Origin of the sequence: Paenibacillus campi, from assembly GCF_034659835.1 — a bacterium.
Classification (GTDB): domain Bacteria; phylum Bacillota; class Bacilli; order Paenibacillales; family Paenibacillaceae; genus Saccharibacillus; species Saccharibacillus campi.
Window position 1 is genome coordinate 1 of the sequence record NZ_JAXSQZ010000005.1, and the last position, 23,439, is coordinate 23,439.

Below are 23,439 nucleotides of genomic sequence, written 5' to 3' on the forward strand. Positions count from 1 at the left end.
GACCGGGATGGACGCACCGCTGGTGTACCAGTTGTTCCGCCAGGAGCATCGCTGGGTAGCTACGTGCGGACGGGATAAGCGCTGAAAGCATCTAAGCGTGAAGCCCCCCTCAAGATGAGATTTCCCAAGTCAGTAAGACCCCTTGAAGACGACGAGGTAGATAGGTTGGAGGTGGAAGTGCAGCAATGCATGGAGCTGACCAATACTAATCGGTCGAGGGCTTATCCTATCTTCTATATACGCGATGATTCGTTTCGGATTCAGTTTTCAGGTGATCGACACCTGTCAGGGGTAGCTTGTACCAAGGAATTCACTTTCTTGTTCAAGATACTTACGAAGCCTAGGCTTCGACAACTAAGATTTGGTGATGATGGCGGAGGGGTTCCACACGTACCCATCCCGAACACGACCGTTAAGCCCTCCAGCGCCAATGGTACTTGGACCGCAGGGTCCTGGGAGAGTAGGACGTCGCCAAGCAACATTTTTTACCTTAAGGTTTTCATTGGAAATGTGAAAACCTTACTTTATGCCGGTGTAGCTCAGTTGGTAGAGCAACTGACTTGTAATCAGTAGGTCGGGGGTTCAAATCCTCTCGCCGGCACCATTTTCTTTTGAGGAAATATAGGATGTTTCATTGTGGCGGTCGTGGCGAAGGGGTTAACGCATCGGACTGTGACTCCGACATTCGCGGGTTCAATTCCCGTCGATCGCCCTTTATTTTTTCTTTTTTATATCGTAGGGGGTTAGCCAAGCGGTAAGGCAACGGACTTTGACTCCGTCACGCATAGGTTCAAATCCTATACCCCCTGCCATTTCATTTATATGAGCCATTAGCTCAGTTGGTAGAGCACCTGACTTTTAATCAGGGTGTCGAAGGTTCGAGTCCTTCATGGCTCACCATTTGTGTTTACAGATGGTTGAATAGTTTTACTTGTGTAATATGCGGTCGTGGCGGAATTGGCAGACGCGCACGGTTCAGGTCCGTGTGGGCTTACCCCCGTGGAGGTTCGAGTCCTCTCGACCGCACCATATTATGCGGACGTGGCTCAGCGGTAGAGCATCGCCTTGCCAAGGCGAGGGTCGCGGGTTCGATTCCCGTCGTCCGCTCCATATAGATTTCAGTAGGTGCCAGAATGGGCAGAGGAGAAATGTAGTATTTGTTTCTTTTATCCTGATCGAGGGCGCTTTTGTTTTGGGTTTAAGGCTTGAATGGGTACTTTGGGACAGATGCGATGTTGGATGAATGATATTGTTGCCCTGTATTCGTATTGCGTTAAACCTTCACTTCCTGATCCGCGAGTGTCGTTCTGTGGTAGAACGTTCGGTTATGCAACCGGAGTTTGGGTTCGAATCCCATCACCCGCTTCATAAAAAGAGGCTGTTTTCACGTCAACATGACGTAGAAAGCAGCCTCTTTCTGTATGGAAAATGGGTTCGTTTAAAGAGACGTTTTTATAAGCGTATACAGTATGGAATTGTACTATTGTGAATGGGTACGCTGGATGGTAGGATTCCATTGAAGCAGCATGCCCATCTGGGTTAGTCCTGCACCAAAGCCGTACATCAGTAATGTGTCGCCGGCTTGTACTTTTCCATCTTGTATGCCTTGTTGTAGGGCGAGCGGAATCGATGCAGAGGAAGTATTGCCGAACCATTCGGCACTTGTTAGCGTATGTGCAAATGGGATGCCAGACTTCTCGCAAATGGAATCGATCATTTTCAAATTGGCACTATGGGGAATAAACCAATTGATTTGCTCGGTTGTACGTTGATTGCGTTCAAGCAACTGGCGCACACCTTGTGGTACGGTACGTACTGCCCATTTATACACTTCGCGTCCATTTTGATAAATATTGCCATTACCTTCCATTGGTATACCGCTAATCTCGTTGGACAGGCTGCTGCGATACACATGCTGTCCGCCACCGCCATCACTATCCATGATCGTATCGATAAAGCTAGGATGATCGGCATCGTACTCGACCAGTGCCGCACCGGCACCATCGCCAAATAAAATGCATGTGCTGCGGTCGGTATAATCTAGCGTTTTGGTCATCGTTTCGCTGGCGACAACGAGAATTTTGCGATGCATTCCCGCAGTGATTAGGCTGTTTGCCATATGCAGCGCGTATACAAAACCGGCACAGGTTGCATTCAGGTCAAATACACCTGCGCCGGCAATATGAAAATGCGCTTGAATCTGTGCCGCTACACTCGGAAATACATAATCCGCAGTCGTAGTAGCGACGATAATTAGTTCAACTTCGTTCACACTGACCGGGTATTGGGTAAGCAAATGCTGTACAGCTTCGATGCCAAGTGACGAACTAAATTGATCAGGAGCTGCGACTCGGCGTTCTCGCATCCCGGTGCGCTGGACAATCCATTCATCTGAGGTGTCGACCATTTGCTCCAAATCGGCATTGGTCAGTCGTTGTTCGGGTACATATGTTCCAAGAGCAGTAATACGAGCTGTAGATGAAATCATCTAGGTCACCTCATTTTGTAGTTGTAGGGCTATAATGTAGCGGGTTGCGGTAAAAGCAAGCATGGAGCAAAAATGCAACGTGTTTCCATTGTATGATGAATGGACAAGTAGTGGGATAGAAGTGTTCATTTTGCATGAAAGGATTGTCAGTGGTAGCTGTGCATGCATGGATACAAACTATCTCATTCATATGCAAAAGTTGTTTGTTAGTTGAGATGAATACAAATAAATATATAATACATAGGAGAGCCGATATGGAAAAATTCAGTACGGTTTATTTAGGTTATGATCCTTTACGATCCGCTAAGCTGTCTCAAGCAAAATCAAGTTCGAACGTATCTGAACGCATTCATGATCAAGCGATGATGAGATAGACACACCATAAATGCATCTGAGACAAGCTACTAGAAGTAACAGGCTTGTATCAATAAAATATAGCAAAAAAAGAAAGTAGCTGTGAGATTGAATTAATACTTGGTATTAGTATCTGGTGCTAATATTAACAAATATTTAAGATGAAGTAAATAGAAATTGTAATTCATGATAGTGTTATTTAATAGCGATGCTATACGCTATTAAATTTCATGTATAACTCGTCTTATTTTAATTTAGTATATGTGCATTTCCTAATTGTTTGAAGATGGACAAGTTTAGGCATATTCAAATCTGACTCGGTATGGAGACAGGCTACTAGAAATAATGAAGTGGCAGAACAATATGGCGATGTAAGTGTTTGCGAATATGAATAGGATTCGGAAAAAGGCAGATGATCGCTTGCATTGGTAGCGCTTATAAAAGTCTGTTATGATGTTGGAGACAGTGCTGGTCAATGTGCTAGGCAGTATTTTCAAATCGCTATACTTATCAGTTCATCTATTAAAATAGTTGGAATGTAATGGACAGTATGCTCAATAGGATCATATCGTCTGGCGAAAATAATACGTTGCTTCCAGCAGTTTGAAAACATATGTTATCGTATCGTTTATTCTGTGTCAGCCCATTAGGTTTGTTGGGTGGCAATCGTGAGGATGAATGAAAGCTAATTATAGAATGGAGGAGAATGACTTGGAGATTAGGCAGTTAAAGGCAGATGAGTTTGAGCAATATATGGAGTTGTCGATGTATGCTTTTCAGTATAAGCCAAGTGCGGAGGAGATGGAGCGGGCGCGTCAGTTGTTCCAGCCGGAGCGAGTATGGGGGATTTTTGCGGATGGGGTGCTGCAAGCCCAATTACAATTAATTCCATTTCAAACTTACATACAACAGCAAAAAATAGCTATGGGTGGCATAGCAGGTGTATCTACATGGCCGGAAAATCGCCGTCAAGGACTAGTCGATCAGCTGCTTCGTCATGTTTTGCAGCTGATGCGGGAGCAGGGGCAGTCGGTTTCGTTTTTGCATCCATTTTATTTTCCATTTTATCGTAAATACGGCTGGGAGCTGTATGCGGAATATATGCAATATACGATTCCGACGGCATTGCTGCCTGCAAAAGTGCAAACAGACGGAGCGATCAAACGTGATGTGCGTGATTTGGAGCTGCTGAATGCGATTTATGAGCAATATGCGAGCGAATATAACGGTACACTTGTGCGTGATCCACAATGGTGGCAATCTGCAAAGCTTCGCGCAGAAAATATACGTACAGCTGTTTATTATGCAGCCGATGGGCAGGCACAGGGATATGTGTTGTACACGATTGCCGATAAAGAAATGAATATTAGCGAGCTTGCTTATACGACAGAGGAAGCGCGACAGGGGCTATGGACGTATATTTCTAATCATGATTCGATGGTGCAGCAGGTGAAGCTGCGCGCGCCAATGGATGATGGGTTGCCGTATTTGCTGCAAGACCCTCGGATTGATCAGCAACGGATACCTTATTTTATGGCAAGGATCGTCAGTATGCCGACGTTTGTAGAGCAGTATATGTTTGCAAAAGGGATTGGCGGACAGTTAACGATTGCAGTGAGCGATCGGGTGGCAGATTGGAATGATGGCATTTGGCGGATCGTATGGGATGAGTATGGACAGGCGACAGTGGAGCAAGTGGCGGACGTGGAGCGCTCGCAGCAGTCGGCAAATGTTGTTCATTTGCAGGCGGATATTCGGGTATGGTCAGCGTTGTTGCTCGGCTATAAGCGTCCACATGAGCTGTATCGCTGGCAGCAATTGCATGGAAATCAGCAGGCTGTACAATTGTTGGAACGACTTATTCCGCAGCGCGGGACGCATTTAATGGACTTTTTTTGAGCGGTAACGAATCGTTGATAGGGCTGTATTATGGATTGATTGGTCGGACATGTGTTTGTGGTGCGGATGATGATCAAATGGGATAGATGAAGATAAGCAGTCAAAAAGTCTTTTTTGCCATGAGAAATGGGCTTGTGAATGGATGTTCGTTTACCTGGTGGGAGCGGGTATCTATTGTGCGGCATTTTGGATGGGAGAGAAGGCTTTTTGTGTTTATTTTGTATGTGTATTTATGGTGGTACAGGGCTTATGGTGGTCGCAGATCGGCATAGGTGTGGATCGTTCAATCTTTGGCGATCGTGATGGAAGTTGAACGGAGCCGGTATAATCGTCTGCATCGGTGCAGAAGTTGTGTTACATTTAGAAAAGCCAGTTTACCTGTACATGATTGGTCGCATAATGTGTGTAGTAGATTGGCTTAAATAAAATCAAGTGTGAACGCACTTTAACGTATGCATAATCGAGTGATTATTAGATAGGTAGGCGATACATTCATTTGAGACAGCCTACTAGGCGATGTGTTCAAACGATCTTATGTATTATTTTATTGTTCACAACGGTCAGAAATAAGACCTGGTATAGCTTAGTCTGACGCAAACTACCCGTATCGAACGATCTGTAAAGCAGTTTGAAGACACGCCCTAATAAGAGCCTGGAAATATACAGATTAAATTGAACTGGAATAGTGGAGCGCTAGTTTCAACTGAAGCGGAGGAAACGTTTGGATATACAGCAACCGCAGGAAAGGAAGATAATACGATGAGTAAAACGCTTGTACTGGCGGAGAAGCCGTCTGTGGCACGGGAGATTGCACGTGTACTAGGTAGTCAGCAGCAACAAAAAGGGTATTTGGAAGGGCCGACTTATATTGTGACATGGGCGCTTGGGCATTTGGTTGGGTTGGCGGAGCCGGAGGATTATAATCCGCAGTATCAGAAATGGAATTTGGAAGATTTGCCGATTTTGCCGGAGCGGATGCGTTTGAAAGTACTGCGTGAAAGTGCGCAGCAGTACAAAACCGTCCAGCATCTGCTGAAACGAAACGATGTAGGTACACTTGTCGTCGCCACCGATGCCGCGCGTGAAGGCGAGCTGCTGGCACGCTGGATTATCGGGCTGGCAGGTTGGAAAAAGCCGTTTCAGCGGTTATGGATATCATCGCAGACGGATCGGGCGATTCGGGACGGTTTTAATAAGTTGCGACCGGGGAAGGAATTTGATCGTTTGTACGAAGCAGCACGTTGCCGGGCAGAAGCGGATTGGATGATTGGGCTGAATGTGACGCGTGCGCTGACGTGTAAATTCGATGCGCAGTTATCGGCAGGACGGGTACAGACGCCTACGCTCGGTATGATTATGCAGCGCGAACAGGAAATTCGTAGCTTTCGTTCGCAAGATTATCGGACATTGTACATCGATTTGGGCGAATTTCGTGCACATTGGCGTAGCAAGCAAGGAGACGGTAGGCTGTTTGAAGCTGAACCGGTACAGCAACTGCAACAGAAGTTGGAAGGCAAACAGGCTCGAATTGCCAATGTAAAAAAGAGCGAACGTCAAGAGCCTCATCCACTTGCTTATGATCTGACTGAATTGCAACGGGATGCAAATCGCCGGTATGGATTTTCAGCCAAGCATACGTCCAATGTGCTGCAAAAGCTGTATGAGCAGCATAAGCTAGTTACGTATCCACGTACCGATTCGCGTTATCTTACGTCTGATATGATCGATACGCTCAAAGAACGGTTGACGAGTATCGCTGTCGGCCCGTATGCACCGCTCGCACGTCCATTGCTGCGCGGCAAGCTGACGATGACGCGCCGGATTGTGGATGACAGCAAAGTAAGCGATCACCATGCGATCATTCCGACCGAAGAAACGGTGCTGCTGAACGGTCTGAGCGCAGATGAGCGTAAGTTGTACGATTTGATTGTGCGGCGGTTTATTAGTCTCTTTTATCCAGCTGCACGGTATGATACGGTACAGGTGATGATCGAAGCGGCGGCAGAGACGTTCCAAGCGAGCGGCGTGACCGTAAAAGATAGTGGCTGGAAAGCGGTCTATGGCGAGCAATGGACGGACGATGAGGACGAGGAGCAGGATGACACTGCGTCCGCACAACGTGAGCAGGGGCAGACGGTGCAGTCGCTGCCAGAGCTAAAGCAAGGTGAAGTGTTGATGATTCGGCGCACTGTAGTGCAGACTGGACGTACATTGCCGCCTAAGCGCTATACGGAAGCAGCGTTGTTATCGCGTATGGAAAAACATGGCTTGGGCACGCCTGCTACACGCGCCGATATTATTGAAAAGCTTGTTGCATCCGATACGATTGAGCGTCAGGGGCATTCGCTTCATCCGACTGGCAAAGGAACCCAGTTGATCGAGCTCGTATCGCCTGAACTGCGTACACCGGAGCTGACGGCACGTTGGGAAGCGGAGTTGGAGCGGATTGCGCGTGGTCAGGGGAAAGCAGAGCCTTTTTTACAAGGCATTCGTGAGATGGCAGCTTCGCTTGTTGGTGGTGTAAAGACGAGCGAGGTGGAGTATAAGCCGCATAATTTTTCCCATAGTCATTGCCCGGATTGCAATACACGTATGTTGGAGAAAAAGTCCAAGCGTGGCACCTTTCTTGTCTGTCCGGCTGACGGTTGTGGGTATCGACGCTCGACGGAAAAGCAGCTTACCCAGCGTCGCTGCCCGCAATGTCATAAAAAGATGGAACTTAAAGACGGCAAGTCAGGCAAATATGTGCAATGTCTTGGTTGCGGCATTACCGAAAAGTTAAACAAGGACGGCGGTCGTCCAGTCAATAAGCGGGAACAGCAAAAATTAGTGCAGCAATTTCAGCAAAAAGAGGAATTTGGCTCGAATTTGGGGGATTTGCTTAAAGCGGCTCTGCAAAATAAGTCGCAATAACGATGATCATTCCAGGAGGGGAGCGTATGGCAAGCGAATTAAAAATATTGTTTGCTTAAGCGAGCAGAAGCTTGTTATGATGCAGGGATTAGGCTGTAAAAGGCGTATATTATATATACGCATTGGGGAATATTTGGAAGATGCACAACTGCTGGACGATGTTGTAGAGGCAAGCGATTAGAACATATACTCAAACGTAAGCTTACATTCGTACAGTATACATCACCATCACCATTTTTCGTTATAAATAACAGGCGAATAGCCGATCACACGGGCGCTTCAAATGGAGCGTCCTTCTGGAGGTTAACATGAGCAAGACGATTGCAGATATTGCCCGTATTGCCGGTGTGGCGAAAAGTACGGTATCCCGTTATTTAAACGGCGGCTCGGTCAGTGTGGCGACACGCCACAAGATTGAACAGGTGATCAAAGAAACAGGATATGTGCCGAATACGTTCGCACAGAGCTTAAAAGCAAAAACAGCTAATATTATCGGTACGATTGTGCCTAGGCTGGATTCGTTTGCGACTTCCCATACGTTAATGGGCATTGATGATCAGTTGCGTCAGCAAGGCTGTCGGATGCTGATTACGAATACGAGTCAAGATATGAATCGCGAAATTGAAGCGATTTACGAATTAGCACGGCAGAAAATATCCGGTATTATTTTGCTGGCAGCGCGTATTACCGAAGCGCATCTGGAAGCGATCCGTACGACTAATATTCCGGTGCTGCTCGTCGGTCAGCAGCATGAGCAGATTCATAGTTTGATCCATAACGATTATGATGCAAGTTATGAATTAGGACGTTATGTGCTCGATCAAGGGCATCGTCGACTTGTTTATCTCGGTGTGACCGAGCAGGATATTGCAGTAGGTGTACGTCGAAAGCAAGGCTTTACACAGGCGGTGGAAGAAACGAATGAATGTACAATTGCTTATTATGAGACAAGCTTTCGTATGTTTGATGCACGCCAATATGCACGAACACTGTTACAGAAACCGCTTGATGCGACGATTATCGTCTGTGCGACCGATAATATTGCGCTTGGTGTGATGAAGGCGGCGCATGAGCTGGGCATTCGCATTCCAGAGCAGCTATCGGTAACCGGTTTTGGTGGTTATGATGTGACGGAAGTAGTTCATCCCGCGCTGACTACGATACGTTATCCGTATGAAGAAGCAGGCAAGCTTGCCGCACAGGACATCGTAAAATTGGTACATCGTCAGCATGTACAAATGGTCACCGTGATGGATTATGAATTGTTGCAGCGAGAAAGCGTTGACAAATGCTGAAAGCGGTTTTATAATAACTTTGGAATCGGTTCCAAATCGCTGTAATCGGATACAAAGTGATCGATGATAAAGCGAGAATTTGGAATGGATTTGCAGTTAATTAGGCTTGATTCGATATGCAATAATCAGGCAAGCACAACGAGATGGAGTATAGGGAAGCTGCAAGAACAGGCATGAACGGAACGTGTATGAACATAACGTATATGAACATAACGTATATGAACAGCCAGTGTCCAATTTGAATACAACCAGCAACTGATCTCCTCAAGGAATCAGTTGTTATTTAAAATCGATTGGAACCGGTTCCTGTTTATACGTAAAAAGGCAACGACAATCTTGATGGCGCAAGTGGAAGCAAAGTAATTGCTCATAAAATTTTAGAGATTGCTAATGCTTTGACCGAGAATAATTGGAGTGTTAAATCTGTTTTAAGATCGTATTGAGCAGCATTTCAGTATGCAGTCAAAATTAGCATTTAACTTGGTCAAAGTACTAGTGCGTGTCTTTAAACGGCTTTCTAGACAGTTCGATGCGTTTATTCATTAGATTATGCTTGTATACGTAGCTTGACTCACTTAAAACGCGATCAACTTGAATAATAAAATGATAATGCTGAAGGTTTGAAGACAGTGCCTAGTCTGAATAGGAAATAAATAATCAGCTTGTTAGAGTATAGCATCAACAAGTACGGGAGTAGAGCAGCCGAATTAACCGATATTGCTACTGCTGTTCGTAACGTATAGCATCAACAAGTACGGGAGTAAAGGGGCTTTCACCGAGGGAATTTACTTGTACTGTGTATACGCCCTAGCCCATATGATTTGCGAACAGATCGCTAAGCCTGCAAGAGATTATTTTTTTAATAAAATTGGAACCGGTTCCGTATAGATGGAGATAACGATGAAAATGACGAGAGAACAGAAATATCGCTTATTAGACGAGGTAGAGCAGCAGGAAATCGAGCAGCTTTTACAAAAGATTCAGGCGTCCCCGTGGCGTCAGCAGTATCATATTCAGCCGACGATGGGGTTGCTAAACGATCCGAATGGATTTGCTTATTATGATGGGTATTATCATTTATTTTATCAATGGTTCCCGCTTGGTACGGATCATGGCATGAAGTATTGGTATCATTTAAAATCAACCGATTTGGTGAACTGGATCGATTGTGGGATCGGGGTGAAACCGGGAGATTGGTTCGATTCGCATGGTGCGTATTCCGGCAGCGGTATCGAGTATGAGGGGAAGCTGTATTTGATGTATACAGGCAATACGCGTAATACAGAATGGCAGCGTCATTCTTATCAATGTGTGGCGATGATGGATCAAAACGGTCATATATGCAAGCTGGAACAACCGGTGATCGCTGCGGTGCCTGCCGGGTATACCGAGCATTTCCGCGATCCCAAAGTGTGGCGCGATGGCGACTCGTTCTATTGTGTAATCGGAGCGCAGCGCAGTAATTTGTCCGGTGCGATTGTGATGTATCGCTCACCTAATATGGTGGATTGGGAGCTGCTCGGTGAGTTGGAAACCGCGCTGCCACAGTTTGGCTATATGTGGGAATGTCCGGATTATTGGGAAATGAACGGGCAGGCGGTGCTGTTGTTCTGTCCTCAAGGGCTAGCTGCTGAGGGGGAACAGTACCGCAATATTTATCAGTCCGGCTATGTGAGCGGAAAACCGCTGGCACTGCCTGAGCTGAAGTTGGAACATGGTTCGTTTCGCGAGTTGGATTATGGGTTTGATTTTTACGCTCCGCAAACGACAACAAGGCCTGATGGCAGGCGCATACTCGTAGGCTGGATGGGGCTGCCGGATACGCATTACCCGACTGATGGTCATGGATGGGCGCATTGTTTGACATTGCCGCGTGAGTTGGAACTGCGAGCGGATGGTGTGCTGCTGCAAAAGCCTGTGCCAGAGCTTGCATTACAGCGTGGTAAGAAGGTCGAATGGGCTGGTTTATTGCCGGAAGGACGCAGTCAGTATGACGGTTTGAGCGGGATAACGTATGAGCTGGATTGTCGCTTGCAGTGGGATGCGAATGATCGGTATGCAGGCGACGCCGGCGCGCTTACTTTTGGCTTGGAGTTACGTACAGGGGAGTGTGAGCGCACCGTACTGCGCTATGAAGCAGGCAGTCGTCGGCTGACGCTGGATCGCTCGCTGTCCGGGCAGCCATTTGCCGAGGCATATGGCACGACACGCACCATTTTGCTGGAACGTGAGTTGGAGCGGCTGCATTTATTTGTAGATGTATCGTCGGTTGAGATTTTTGTCAATGATGGAGAGGCGGTATTGACGAGCCGTATTTTCCCGCAGCATAGTAGTCAAGGCATCGTATTTGTCGCTGAGGCTGGACAGGTGAAGCTTCATGCTGAAAAATGGGAGTATCCTTCCAAGCAAATGTAATGAAGTTGCCGTAGTCGTAAAAATGGGTAGGAGAGGATGAATCAAAATGGCGCAAAATGATGAAATTGCCAATGAAGTGCTGGCAGCGGTGGGAGGTAAGGACAATATTGCTTCGTTCGCGCATTGCGCAACACGGCTGCGAATTATGGTTAATGATAAAGACAAAATCGATCAAAAAAAGGTCGAAAATATAGACAAGGTGAAAGGCGCATTTTTCAATTCCGGGCAATACCAGATCATTTTTGGAACCGGTACGGTTAATCAGATTTATGAGGAAATGGAGAAAATGGGGCTGGACGGCTCGACTAAAGAAGAAGTGAAAAGCCAGGCAAAACAGCAAGGTAGCCGCTTCCAGCGAGCGATTCGTACGTTTGGTGATGTGTTTGTGCCGATCATTCCGGTGCTGGTGGCGACCGGTTTGTTTATGGGATTGCGTGGTTTGCTTACACAGCCTGAAATTTTGGCGCTGTTCGGTATGACCAAAGAAACGATCTCACCTAACTTCCTGTTATATACACAGGTGCTGACAGATACGGCATTTGCCTTCTTGCCAGCGCTTGTTGCCTGGTCAGCATTCCGTGTGTTTGGCGGCAGTCCGGTACTTGGTATTATTCTCGGCTTAATGCTAGTTAACCCTGCGCTACCGAATGCGTACTCGGTAGCGGACGGTTCGGCGCAAGCGCTGCGTTTTTTTGATTTTATTCCGGTCGTCGGCTATCAAGGTTCGGTTTTGCCGGCATTTATGGTTGGGTTGCTAGGCGCGAAATTGGAACGATTTTTGCGTAAGCGCATTCCGGAAGCGCTTGATTTGATTTTGACGCCATTTTTGACGTTGCTAATTATGATTACGCTAGGGCTGTTTGCGATTGGACCGATTTTCCACTCGCTTGAAGAAGTGGTGCTGAATGCGACGACAGCTGTACTGAATTTGCCGTATGGTATTGCTGGTATCGTTATCGGTGGGCTGCATCAGATCGTCGTGGTGACGGGTGTGCATCATATTTTTAATTTGCTGGAAATTCAGTTGTTGGAGCGTACGGGCAAAAATCCGTTTAATGCGATCATTACGTGTGCGATGGCGGCACAAGGAGCCGCATGTTTGGCGGTCGGTCTGAAAACAAAAGACAAAAAGTTGAAAGCGCTCGCGCTGCCATCGTCATTGTCCGCATTCCTCGGTATTACGGAGCCGGCGATTTTTGGGGTGAATTTGCGGTATATGAAACCATTTGTGATGGGCTTGATTGGCGGAGCGGCAGGCGGATTTTTGGCGTCATTGTTCCATCTCGCCGGTACAGGGATGGCGATTACGGTATTGCCGGGCACATTGCTCTATTTAAACGCACAGTTGCCGTTGTATATTTTATGTAATGGGGTGGCGATCGCGGTCGGGTTTGTGCTCACATGGCTGTTCGGGTTTAATGATAAAATGTTGAATGATCTGAAAATTGCCGGGAAATAAGCAGTGTACCGGTAAAAAGTATCGGCTTGAGCAATAAAGCAGCCGCTCGTATGATTATGAACACGTACGATGAACGGGCATACGCAGCAAAACGATACATCAAAAATTACGAACTAACAGCAGGTAACCATCGATTAGGAGGGTGCCTGCTTGTTGGCGTTGTTTTGTTATTTGTAAACAGATTTGTTATTGTTAAGCATAAATAAGGTGATATGGAAATCGGTATGTAGACGTAGATGCCCCCTTTTTTCGAACAGGCATCGTGGTTTGACAAATGGAACAGGAGTGATGAACAGATGAAGCTAGATTCCCTCGGTTTACAACAGCAATTGATCGTATCTTGTCAGGCGCTTGCGGATGAACCGCTGCACGGTGCATGGATGATGGGGAAAATGGCGCTTGCCGCCAAACAGGGCGGAGCGGCAGGCATCCGTGCCAATTCAGTGGACGATATTATCGAAATTCGCAAGCAAGTGGAGCTGCCGGTCATCGGCATTATTAAACGCAATTATGGCGAGCATCCGGTCTTTATTACACCGACGCTACAGGAGGTAGCAGAGCTGGCAACGACTGGCTGTGAGATTGTGGCGCTAGATGCTACTTGTCGTCCGCGTCCGGACGGCATGGAGCTGGCGGAGCTAGTGCGCCAAATTCGACTTCATCATCCGCAACTATTGCTAATGGCGGATGTGTCAACGGTAGCGGAAGGGATCGAAGCAGAGCGTCTCGGCTTTGAGCTGGTGTCGACTACACTAGTCGGGTATACCGCTTATACGCAAGGGCAGAAAGTGTATGCGGACGACTTTGCCATTTTACAAGAAATGGTACGGCAGATTTGTGTTCCCGTCGTGGCGGAAGGCAATATTTTGACACCAGAGATGGCGGCGCGCTGTTTGGAGTTGGGCGTATACAGCGTCGTTGTCGGCGGTGCGATCACACGCCCACAGCAAATTACAGAGCGGTTTGTGGAAACGATGAACAGCGTGCAATCCACTTCCGTGACGGAACGATAGTTGGATGCGTAATAACGTTTTAATAACGTTAAAAAGTGTGCTTGTACATTGAATTTCGTGTATACTGTAAGCAAGACATAGAGCATTTCGGTGGGGCGATCACGGCATAGCCTTCAATAAGGAGGTGACGCCATGATCGCACTTGTTTTGATGGAGCTGGTGGATATTTTAAAAGCATTTGCCGCAGCGCTTAGTATCGTACTGAGCGCGCAAATTGTATCGGATCGTCCGCCGCGTGTTCAAACACAAGAAAAAACCCACCGAGTAAGGTTCAGAGCCTTCGGTGGGTTTTCTGCTCATTTTGAGTAGAATTGCGTGCCGTGGTTTCCCAGGCTTTGTGTCCCAGCCCTGTCGTTCCCGCGACGGGGCTTTTCCACATACAACTAAACTGACTTATGCCCTTATTATATACGTGGCAAGCGGTCATTTCAACGCTCATTTTTGCAAGTGGGCGAGAAATTTTATGGATCAGCTAGCTTGAGTGCGATTATGTTGTTTGTCTAATATAACACATCTAGTGTTTGCTGCTGCGCTGTCTGCATCTCTAATTGCTCATTACTTGCCCGTTGCCAGCCTACTATGCAGACCCGATTAAATTTGAACTTTGATTGTGTACTGAAATTCTGATCCATGCGATCTTAAAACAGATTCAACATTCAAATTCATCTTGGTCAATGTGCTGGAGCAAACCAATACAAAGCGGTCGCTGCGGTAAAAGGGGCATGATCCAAAGGGGCGATGTCGATAAGAGAAGCACGTTGTGCGCGGTAGCGAGCGCAGTTATCACTTCGTCGGTATGTGGATCGTAATACGAACAGCAATGAACGCAAGGAACGCAAGGAACCATGAAAATAATGGATCATGCCATTTTGTTTCGCCGTCGCTCGTTCTACAATGAGAATGTAAGCGTTATAGTAAGAGCCGGGCAGCACAGTGTTATGACTGTTTACAATTGCAACAGACGAGAAGCGTAGAGCAGCATCGATTGCTTGCTGGATGAGCCGGATGGAAACTAGCATAAGGCTGCAATGAATCGTGATTGCCATCCATACTGTTATCGATCGTTTTACAACTTCGCACACAAACCTGTTTGCTGTACCGGTCATCATATAGGAGGAACACAATTATGCCTATTTTATTTGACCAAAATCAACAGATTTTTCATTTGCAAACGAATGCGACCAGCTATGTGATTCAGCTTGTTCATGGTCGTCATCCTGCTCATTTATACTGGGGACCGCGTTTGCGTCAGCCTTCGGTTAGCAGTTTGCTACACCGGATTGAGCGCTGTTCGTTTAGTCCTAATTATTATGCGGAAGATCGGACATTTTCGTTTGATACATTGCCTCAGGAATATCCGGGGTATGGACGCGGTGATTATCGCGAGCCTGCTGTTGAAATTGCGCTCTCAAACGGGTCGACTGTGAGCGATCTGCATTATGTTAGCCACCGGATTACGCTTGGCAAACCAAAGCTGGAAGGTTTGCCGGCAACGTATGTAGAGCATAACAGTGAAGCCGATACATTGGAAATTGTGCTGCAAGATGAATTGACCGGTGTGGAAGCGGTATTGCAATATTCGGTCTTTAATGAATTGAATGCGATTAGCCGTTCGGTGCGACTGCGTAATGGAGGGACAGCAACGGTTTCGATTGAGCGCGCATTGAGCAGCAGTGTGGATTTTGGTGCCGATCAATTTGAAATGTTGCATCTGTCCGGTGCCTGGGTGCGTGAGCGTCATATGCATTACCGCAAGCTGGCGCCAGGTTTGCAGCGTGTTGAAAGCAAGCGCGGTTCCAGCAGTCATCAGCACAATCCGTTTATTGCATTGCTTGAAAAAGGTGCGGATGAGCAGCATGGTGGCGTATACGGGATGAGTCTAGTATACAGCGGTAATTTCGTGGCACAGGTGGAAGTGGAGCAATTTGGCACAACACGGATGCAAATCGGGCTGTCACCGTTTGATTTTAGCTGGCAATTAGCGCCGGGGGAATCGTTCCAGACACCGGAAGCGGTACTTGTGTATTCCGCTCATGGGCTAGGTGCATTATCACGCACATATCATCGCTTATATCGTACTCGATTGAGCCGTGGCGAGCATCGCGATAACGTTCGTCCGATTTTGATTAACAATTGGGAAGCGACGTATTTTGATTTTGATGCACCAAAAATTAAACAAATTGCTGCTGCCGGCAAAGAGCTGGGCATCGAACTGTTCGTGCTGGATGACGGTTGGTTCGGTCATCGGGATGATGATCGCTCCTCGCTTGGCGACTGGGTGGAGGATCGTCGTAAACTGCCAGAAGGATTGAGCAAGTTGGCACAACATATCGTCGATACTGGCATGCAATTTGGGCTTTGGTTTGAACCGGAAATGATCTCGCCGGATAGCGATCTGTATCGTGCACATCCAGACTGGTGTTTGCATGTGCCGGATCGTAACCGTACGATGGGACGCGAGCAGCTCATTCTTGATCTGTCACGCGCCGATGTGTGCGATTATATCGTTGATTCGATCAGTAAAGTGTTATCGTCTGCACCGATTACGTATGTCAAATGGGATATGAACCGCAATATGACCGAAATCGGCTCTGCTCTGTTGCCAGGGGAACGCCAGCGGGAAACAGCGCACCGTTATATGCTCGGTCTGTACAATGTGTTAGAGCGCATCACGACCGCATTCCCACATGTGCTGTTTGAAAGCTGCTCTGGTGGTGGCGGTCGCTTTGATCCGGGCATGCTGTATTATATGCCACAAACGTGGACGAGTGATGATACCGATGCGGTTGAACGACTGAAAATACAGTACGGCACAAGCGTTGTCTATCCGGCAAGTGCGATGGGCTCACACGTATCGGCAGTGCCAAACCATCAGGTTGGGCGCATCACTTCGTTTGCGACGCGCGGTCATGTAGCGATGTCGGGCAATTTTGGTTATGAATTGGATTTGACTCGTTTGACAGATGAAGAAAAGCAAGAAGTACGTGAACAGGTCAAACAGTATAAACAATTGCGTGAACTCATTCAATTTGGCGAGTTTTACCGTTTGCTTAGCCCGTTCGCTGGCAATGAGGCGGCATGGATGTTCGTTTCTGGCGATCAAAGTGAAGCATTTGCCGGTTATTTTAAAGTGTTGGCTGAGCCGAATCCGCCGCTGCGTCGGTTGAAGCTGCAAGGGCTTGATCCAGAGCGCCAATATCGGATGAGCGTCAATGGTGTTGCTGAAGGTTTGTATTATGGCGATGAGCTAATGTATCACGGGATTGCGTTGGCAGAGCGTTATGGTGATTTCCAGAGTACGTTGTTCTCGTTTCGGGCGGAATGAGTCGGGCGGGAGTATGCAATAGTAAAAGAAATGAATAAATAAAGAGAACACCATTACGGTGTGCTTGGGCTGTCGAGACTTTTTCGACAGTCTTTTTTTATATCTTCTTGGTTGATGACGACATAAAAATAGCAGCTGATCCAATACCGAAAACTCCTGATATGACTGAGGGAAACATGTTTTTAAGGTGTTGGAAATGGTATAATATCGTATAGACTTAAATAGAAGGAGCGATGATAGTGAAGAAATTTACGGACATACAAGCAGAACGGGCAATTCGGGGAGCTAAAGCGACATTAGCTGTTGAAGGTATGTACCCAACCATTGAACAAGAAAAACTAGTTAAGCAGCAGCTAACCGGCAAAATTAGTGAAGCACAATTTAAAAAGATGGCATTGGAGATGGCAACGGGTGTCAAGGTATAATGATGAACAATCTCGGTACTATTATCCCGGTACAGATGTTTTAAAAAATAAAGTAAACATCCGCGATGCTGTGGCATTGGGAGCGTATGAGCTAAGCATGACTTTACTTCGGACATCTCAACTAAAAGAGCATCCGCTTGCCGGCAAGTTTGATTTAAAGCATCTGCAAAGTATTCACTATCATCTGTTCAAAGATGTGTATTCGTTTGCCGGCAAGTTGCGAACCGAAGGTATTGCTAAAGACAACTTTCCGTTTGCCTTGCCGCAGTACATGCAGGATGAGGCACAGGATTTATTTCGTCAGTTAAAGGCAGAGAAAAATTTATCCGGATTGCCTGCAGACAAGTTTGCTGAACGTGCAGCTCATTATATGGCTGAAATCAATGTACTGCATCCATTTAGAGAAGGTAATGGACGGACTCAACGCGAATTTATTCGCTGCCTGGCGCATTTCAATGGGTATGCACTTGAATGGGAACGCACTAATCCGCAACAGTTGCTTCATGCATCGATTCGTTCTGTCTCCAATACCGATGCACTGACTCAACAAATACATAATTGTTTAGTGAATAAAGAACCAGACCCTGCTATTGCCCAGCAATATAAGACAAATGCTCAAGCACTAGAAAGATAAAGCTCCTTCGATCAGAAGGAGCTTTATCTTCAGCGTGTCGAGCAACCTAGCGTTTTAGATAGTGGCTGGGTTGCTTAACGCTTTGAGAACACCATTACGGTGTTCTTTTTATTTGATTTGTGTCCGCGCATGATGCCATGTATACTGTTCGTAGCTCGTTGCCAGGCAGCTTGTCATCAACGGCTATATAATCGATCAGCAGAGGCGAAACGAGTAGAATGGTTGGAATGAGGGACGGCAATGACGATACAAATCATCGGTGTTTGGCTGATCATTATTAATGTGGTTGCCTATATTACGATGTCACTGGATAAAAGCCGGGCAGTGCGCGGACGAAGCCGCGAGCGTATACCGGAAAAAACGCTGTTCACGCTTGCCGCTATCGGTGGTGGTGCCGGCATCTGGATCGCTATGCTCACACGTCGCCACAAAACGAAGCATCGTTCATTTGTGCTCGGTGTGCCTGCACTGCTGGTGTTGAATGTGCTGCTGTATGGCTATCTGTTTTACCGTTTGCTGGCATAATCAACATTAGCCGGAGCAGCATACCGATGTGGTATCGCTCCGGCTAGTTGTCGTTTTTAGGAGAACGGTTCAAGCTCATGGCGCGCTCTGCATACGTTAACTTCTAACCTGTTTCAATCACGCGCCTGCTGACGATAGCTGCTCGGAGTTGCACCGAATCGCTCCTTAAACTTTTTATGGAAAAACGAAGCGCTGGCATAGCCGACCTCCTCGGCAATTGCAGGAATGGGCATATCCGAGTTCGTTAAATACAGTGCTGCTTTGTTCAATCGTTCCATTTGCAGCAAATCCATAAACGAATAGCCAGTTTCTTTTTTCAGCAAAGCGGAAACGTAATTCGGATGATAATCAAACTGTTGGGCAAGCTCAATCAGGCTGCAATCGCGGTAATGCTCACGGATATAGCGCAGCAGCTCCAGCACGGTCGTATGATGTGAATCCGGCTGTGTGCCACTATGCCGTACCAATTCGGTAAACAATATAAAGCAGTAGGCATCGATCAGTTTAGCAGAGCAAAAATCGCGCTCAAAATACTCACATAATATGCGTATCATCGTATCGTGAATCGGCAGCTCCGGTTTGGCTTCAAAATACAAATAACGATTGACCCGGCGACTGTCGATCAGTGCATGCACCAGAAACTGAGCGATCGTATCGGTAAACCGGTTCAAACAGCGGAATGACAAATAGTCTCGTTTAAGCTTCACATCGATAATAATATCGTTTATACCTGTAGGTGAGACCGTATGTGGCGTTTGTTGATCGATTAAAATGAGATCGCCTTCACGCATCACGATGTGTTCGTGTAGCAAAGCGATCGTGCATTGCCCCCGATATACATAAATGAGCTCGCTATAGGGATGCATATGAAATGGGATATCTGTACCAGGAGGCTGCTGTGAAACAACGATGTGATGCTCGAACGGTACATCATATATGCTATTGAAATGGAGATCGAACACATATACTTGTTGTCCTTGTATATTTACCGATTGCGGCTCGTCATTTGCAATCAGTTGGTGCCAATCCGAACGAGGACGTTGATTGTTTTGCAGCAGAAACGCATCCAGTTGTGAGGGGTTCATCGGTATGCTCCTTTCATCATTGTGGGGGATGCTAATATGGTGTAGAAGCTAGCTATGGAACACTTCTGTGTGCAAACTAATCATTACTTTGCTTATTATACAATCGGTTCATGAAGATAAAATGAACAACACTTAAAATATTGCACCGTTTGCAATGGAGTATAATCGTACAGGCGCTGGAACGAGCAAGTTGAGCCACATTGCGTTGCGCGCTCGTTTCAGCAGGAAACGGTTGCGGGTAATTCATCGTACAGGCGCTTGCTGTGCGTCTGTGCCGACTTGCCGGTTAGGATGGACAAGTTGATAGGATCGCGGCAGATGCGGCTAATATGTTAACAGTGATATAATGGGAATGTGCCATCTGAACTGTCCGGGCATGTACATAACCGTCTGCAGCAAGAGAAACCGGGCAGCGGCTATCATTTTGTAATCAGCGTCACGCTGAGAAAGAGAGGGGAACAAACATGTTATTTTCTAATATTTTGCTTGCTTATGATGGTTCCAAAGCATCTAACAAAGCGCTAAATCGTGCGATTGAGTTGGCTAAAGCGAATCCTGAGGCGCATATCGATGCGATCCATGTGTTTGATTTTCCACGTTATTTTATGGGGGAAGGGATTGTACCAGTACCGACCACTTCCAATGAAGAACTGTATGAGATGGCGATGCAGACGGCAAAAGAGGCAAAACGCCGTTTGGACGAATCCGGCATTACGAACCAATACGATGTGGAAATGATTCAAGGTTCCGCCGCCCAAAGCATTCTTGAATTTGCCGAAAGCCATAACTCTGATGTGATCATTATCGGTAGCCGTGGTTTGGGCAGCATTCGCGAATTTGTGCTTGGCAGTGTCAGCCATAATGTAGTGCAACATGCGCGTATTCCGGTATTGATTGTAAAATAAAGCGATCTTCACATAGCGGCAGCAGTCTGAATAGCAGACTGCTGCCGTTTTGAATATACACTGTTACAGTTGGCTAACATGATGATAGGCGAATGAAAGTAGCCGCTTGGTCGATGTAAACTAGTAGGCTGTCTCAAATAGAAATTGTGTTTGAACGTACCTTAACCGATTCATCATCAAGCAATGGTTAGATCGACAAACTGTAAATGTATTTGAGACGATTTACTAGTAGGCTGTCTCAAATGGAAATTGTGTTTAAACGTACCTAAATCGATTCAGCACCAAGCTATTGTTGGATCGACAAACTGTAAATATATTTGATACAAACTACTAGCTGCTTGCTTGGTGCATAATTTTACATAATAATACTAATTTACTATATATTATGATGTAAAAATGCCGATAACATAGGTATGTTGTACATAACAAGAAGCGAATGTACAGAACGAATTGGATTAAAGTGCATACATTTATTGTTAAGCAGGTTAATAAGACAGTAGTGCAACATCTTCTATTCAGCAATTCACGCACACCGATCAACAACGATAAAGTGATCCAACGGAGAAGGGAGTTATCACAGATGGAAATACGGCTGCAAGTATCAGACGCTATGTTAGGCAAACTTGATCTGCTTATGGAGCGGATTCCTTATTTAGCCGAAGCGATAACCGCTGTACATTATATCGAAGACGATCATATCATTGTTGTTGATTGCCATGAACAACAGGAGGCACAAGCAGAGGAGCTGCGTGCAGACTATGCCGCTCTGTGCGACAGTCTAGCGCCAACGCGTGTGCTCGGCAAAACGGTCGTACGCAGCAACCGATCCGGCTCGGAGCAGGCGACGGCGCAATCAGTGGAGCGAGCGGCAACCGGATCGGTATCCGCAACTTATCTAGATGAAACAGACATTACGCTGCTGGAGCAGCTTGATCGTGTATTTATCGATATCGCCCGTCGACATGGGGCGATTTTGCGCGAATATCCGTCCACGTTTACAAAAGCGAATATGGCGCGCAACCAATATCATATTAATTTCCCGCAACATATCGTCGGTGTGGCGACCGTGCCGCATCAGTTTAAAACGATCAATCGTTTTCGTGAGCAAGCGGCTGCGCATACTCATCATCAGTCGCTCGTGCCGACTGGCGAAATTTTGCAGCCATGTATTTGTTATCACTGTTATGAGGAGCAGCAAGGTAGTCGTACAGGCAAGCGCCACGTTATGACCGCAAAAGGCAAATGTTTTCGCAATGAGATCGCTTGGCGTAAGGACGAGTTTCGGCGCGCTGAATTTATGATGCGCGAAATCGTATTTGTCGGTGATCAGCAGTGGGTGATGGACATGCGCAATGCGATTATGGACGATGTATGGGAGCTGTTTACGAGTCTCGGGTTAACAGGTCACATCGAAACAGCGACCGACCCGTTCTTTTTCAGCCAAGATGTGAAAACAAAAGGCACGTATCAGCTAGTGAGCAATGCAAAGTATGAACTAGCGGCGGTGCGCAACAATGGACAGCAAAGCTCGATCGCCTCGTTTAATTATTGCGAAGATGTGCTGTGTAGCAAATATGATATTTGTGATGAAGATGGTAAGGAGCTGTATTCTGGCTGTGTTGCATTTGGAATGGATCGCTGGAAGGAAGCATTATTAGAGCGATACGGGCGTGATCAGAGCCAGTGGCCTATAATTACGTCAGTAACGCCGCAGACGATACAGCCGGAAGCCGACGTTTCTATACACTTGTCGCAAACCGGTTGTGCGGAAGATACGGAGCAAGCTGTGCTGCATGTGCTGCACAATATTTTCCAAACTGAAGTGGAGTTGCACCCGGATAAACCATTGAAGGAGGCGGGACTGGACTCCATTACAACGATCGATCTGATCGTCGGTTTGGAGACAAGGCTGGGCATTCATATTGAGGATCAAGATTTAACAGTGGCTAATCTTTCGTCCATACGCACGATTACCGAGCTGTTGAACAGCAAGTACTGTGTAGTGAATTCATAGTGAGACAGCTTTCTGAACAATCAGACAGATTGATCTATCAGCTAGAGTGCGGAAGTAAACGAACGTAGTCAGCATCTTGCTTCAGTTTATGTGTAACCCTATTGTATTAACTATAAGCAGGCGTACCGGAATGATGGTAAATCCCGCTCTAACAATCGAGCATCGCTTTTGATAAAACTGTTCGTTTGTTTCCAAAGGGGAAATGATGTCATAGCGGTGCGTCTTTTTTGCCATTTTACCGATTGATCCCATTGGATAGGTTGTATAATCGACTAAAATACGAACAATGGAAAATGTGAACTTTATAACGTTCGCCTTTTAAGTTGACATATCGTGTAGCTCATTGGTACACTGTGTAATGAAGCTTATAGTTAACGTGAATTGTGATTTTACTCGTATAACGCTGGGAATAAGGCCCGGAAGTATCTACCCGAAAACCGTAAATTTTCGGACTACGAGCGCAGATAATGAACAGGCGAGCAGTCGTCGGGCTGTCTCGATGTTGCGGCTGTATCCGGTGCCATCCTTGAAGCTAAGGGAGAGCCGGTCGATCAAGCGCCTGCATTTCATCTGTTTGATGCTCGTAGTCCGGAAATCTTGAGAAACAAACAACATTTGTTTACTCATAGATTTGCGGATTTTTTTCTGGCTGGAAATTGGAATTGTCATAATGGGGCGGCGATTTCCAGT

At 46.5% G+C, this 23,439-nt stretch carries 15 protein-coding genes, 7 tRNA genes, 2 rRNA genes and 1 riboswitch; of the genes, 22 read left to right on the forward strand and 2 right to left on the reverse strand.

Annotated elements, in window-relative coordinates:
- The 9 genes from U1I11_RS13215 to U1I11_RS13255 all read left to right on the forward strand — a co-directional run.
- A 23S ribosomal RNA gene (locus U1I11_RS13215) occupies window positions 1-229 on the forward strand; the annotation flags it as partial.
- 131 nt (window positions 230-360) lie between these two features.
- Window positions 361-477: ribosomal RNA gene (gene rrf / locus U1I11_RS13220) — 5S ribosomal RNA — on the forward strand.
- A 51-nt stretch (window positions 478-528) separates the two neighbouring features.
- A tRNA-Thr gene (locus U1I11_RS13225) sits at window positions 529-604 on the forward strand.
- 35 nt (window positions 605-639) lie between these two features.
- Window positions 640-712: transfer RNA gene (locus tag U1I11_RS13230), tRNA-His, on the forward strand.
- A gap of 25 nt (window positions 713-737) precedes the next feature.
- Window positions 738-812: transfer RNA gene (locus U1I11_RS13235), tRNA-Gln, on the forward strand.
- Between the two features lie 12 nt (window positions 813-824).
- Window positions 825-900, forward strand: a tRNA-Lys gene (locus U1I11_RS13240).
- Window positions 901-942: 42 nt separating this feature from the next.
- Window positions 943-1,029: transfer RNA gene (locus tag U1I11_RS13245), tRNA-Leu, on the forward strand.
- 6 nt (window positions 1,030-1,035) lie between these two features.
- Window positions 1,036-1,110 (forward strand) — tRNA-Gly (locus U1I11_RS13250).
- A gap of 185 nt (window positions 1,111-1,295) precedes the next feature.
- Window positions 1,296-1,365 (forward strand) — tRNA-His (locus U1I11_RS13255).
- A 115-nt stretch (window positions 1,366-1,480) separates the two neighbouring features.
- Here the strand turns inward: U1I11_RS13255 and U1I11_RS13260 are convergent.
- Window positions 1,481-2,488 carry a ketoacyl-ACP synthase III gene (locus tag U1I11_RS13260; protein WP_322906614.1) on the reverse strand — a complete coding sequence of 336 codons (1,008 nt, stop codon included), beginning with the start codon at window positions 2,486-2,488 and terminating at the stop codon, window positions 1,481-1,483.
- A gap of 1,065 nt (window positions 2,489-3,553) precedes the next feature.
- Here U1I11_RS13260 and U1I11_RS13265 point away from each other — a divergent pair.
- From U1I11_RS13265 to U1I11_RS13315, 11 genes are all read left to right on the forward strand, one after another.
- A complete protein-coding gene (locus U1I11_RS13265) occupies window positions 3,554-4,741 on the forward strand; it encodes a GNAT family N-acetyltransferase (RefSeq protein ID WP_322906615.1) in 1,188 nt (395 codons plus the stop codon).
- A gap of 759 nt (window positions 4,742-5,500) precedes the next feature.
- Window positions 5,501-7,654: a DNA topoisomerase III gene (locus U1I11_RS13270; RefSeq protein ID WP_322906616.1), complete on the forward strand. Its 2,154-nt coding sequence runs from the start codon at window positions 5,501-5,503 to the stop codon at window positions 7,652-7,654.
- A gap of 308 nt (window positions 7,655-7,962) precedes the next feature.
- Window positions 7,963-8,949 (forward strand): LacI family DNA-binding transcriptional regulator, encoded by a 987-nt coding sequence (locus tag U1I11_RS13275; protein WP_322906617.1) that lies wholly within the window; start codon window positions 7,963-7,965, stop codon window positions 8,947-8,949.
- Window positions 8,950-9,849: 900 nt separating this feature from the next.
- Window positions 9,850-11,364, forward strand: coding sequence for a glycoside hydrolase family 32 protein (locus U1I11_RS13280; protein WP_322906618.1), 1,515 nt, complete (start codon window positions 9,850-9,852; stop codon window positions 11,362-11,364).
- Window positions 11,365-11,410: 46 nt separating this feature from the next.
- Window positions 11,411-12,823 carry a sucrose-specific PTS transporter subunit IIBC gene (locus tag U1I11_RS13285; protein WP_322906619.1) on the forward strand — a complete coding sequence of 471 codons (1,413 nt, stop codon included), beginning with the start codon at window positions 11,411-11,413 and terminating at the stop codon, window positions 12,821-12,823.
- A 296-nt stretch (window positions 12,824-13,119) separates the two neighbouring features.
- A complete protein-coding gene (locus tag U1I11_RS13290; protein ID WP_322906620.1) occupies window positions 13,120-13,836 on the forward strand; it encodes an N-acetylmannosamine-6-phosphate 2-epimerase in 717 nt (238 codons plus the stop codon).
- A gap of 132 nt (window positions 13,837-13,968) precedes the next feature.
- Complete coding sequence (locus U1I11_RS13295) at window positions 13,969-14,145, forward strand: hypothetical protein (RefSeq protein ID WP_322906621.1); 177 nt, start codon at window positions 13,969-13,971, stop codon at window positions 14,143-14,145.
- A gap of 817 nt (window positions 14,146-14,962) precedes the next feature.
- Complete coding sequence (locus tag U1I11_RS13300; protein ID WP_322906622.1) at window positions 14,963-17,161, forward strand: alpha-galactosidase; 2,199 nt, start codon at window positions 14,963-14,965, stop codon at window positions 17,159-17,161.
- A gap of 233 nt (window positions 17,162-17,394) precedes the next feature.
- Window positions 17,395-17,586, forward strand: a complete 192-nt coding sequence (locus U1I11_RS13305) for a hypothetical protein (RefSeq protein WP_322906623.1) — start codon at window positions 17,395-17,397, stop codon at window positions 17,584-17,586.
- Complete coding sequence (locus tag U1I11_RS13310) at window positions 17,573-18,220, forward strand: Fic/DOC family protein (RefSeq protein ID WP_322906624.1); 648 nt, start codon at window positions 17,573-17,575, stop codon at window positions 18,218-18,220. Before U1I11_RS13305 ends, U1I11_RS13310 begins: the two co-directional genes overlap by 14 nt.
- A 240-nt stretch (window positions 18,221-18,460) precedes the next feature.
- Window positions 18,461-18,745, forward strand: a complete 285-nt coding sequence (locus U1I11_RS13315; RefSeq protein WP_322906625.1) for a DUF1294 domain-containing protein — start codon at window positions 18,461-18,463, stop codon at window positions 18,743-18,745.
- A gap of 113 nt (window positions 18,746-18,858) precedes the next feature.
- On the opposite strand, the gene U1I11_RS13320 is transcribed toward U1I11_RS13315, so the two are convergent.
- The gene (locus tag U1I11_RS13320) at window positions 18,859-19,830 is read right to left on the reverse strand and encodes an AraC family transcriptional regulator (RefSeq protein ID WP_322906626.1); all 972 of its coding nucleotides are present in this window, start codon (window positions 19,828-19,830) and stop codon (window positions 18,859-18,861) included.
- A gap of 464 nt (window positions 19,831-20,294) precedes the next feature.
- Here U1I11_RS13320 and U1I11_RS13325 point away from each other — a divergent pair, with 464 nt between their 5' ends.
- A complete protein-coding gene (locus tag U1I11_RS13325; protein ID WP_322906627.1) occupies window positions 20,295-20,735 on the forward strand; it encodes a universal stress protein in 441 nt (146 codons plus the stop codon).
- 580 nt (window positions 20,736-21,315) lie between these two features.
- Window positions 21,316-22,749: a phosphopantetheine-binding protein gene (locus U1I11_RS13330; protein WP_322906628.1), complete on the forward strand. Its 1,434-nt coding sequence runs from the start codon at window positions 21,316-21,318 to the stop codon at window positions 22,747-22,749.
- Between the two features lie 373 nt (window positions 22,750-23,122).
- Window positions 23,123-23,224, forward strand: a riboswitch (purine riboswitch).
- Window positions 23,225-23,439: the final 215 nt, after the last annotated feature.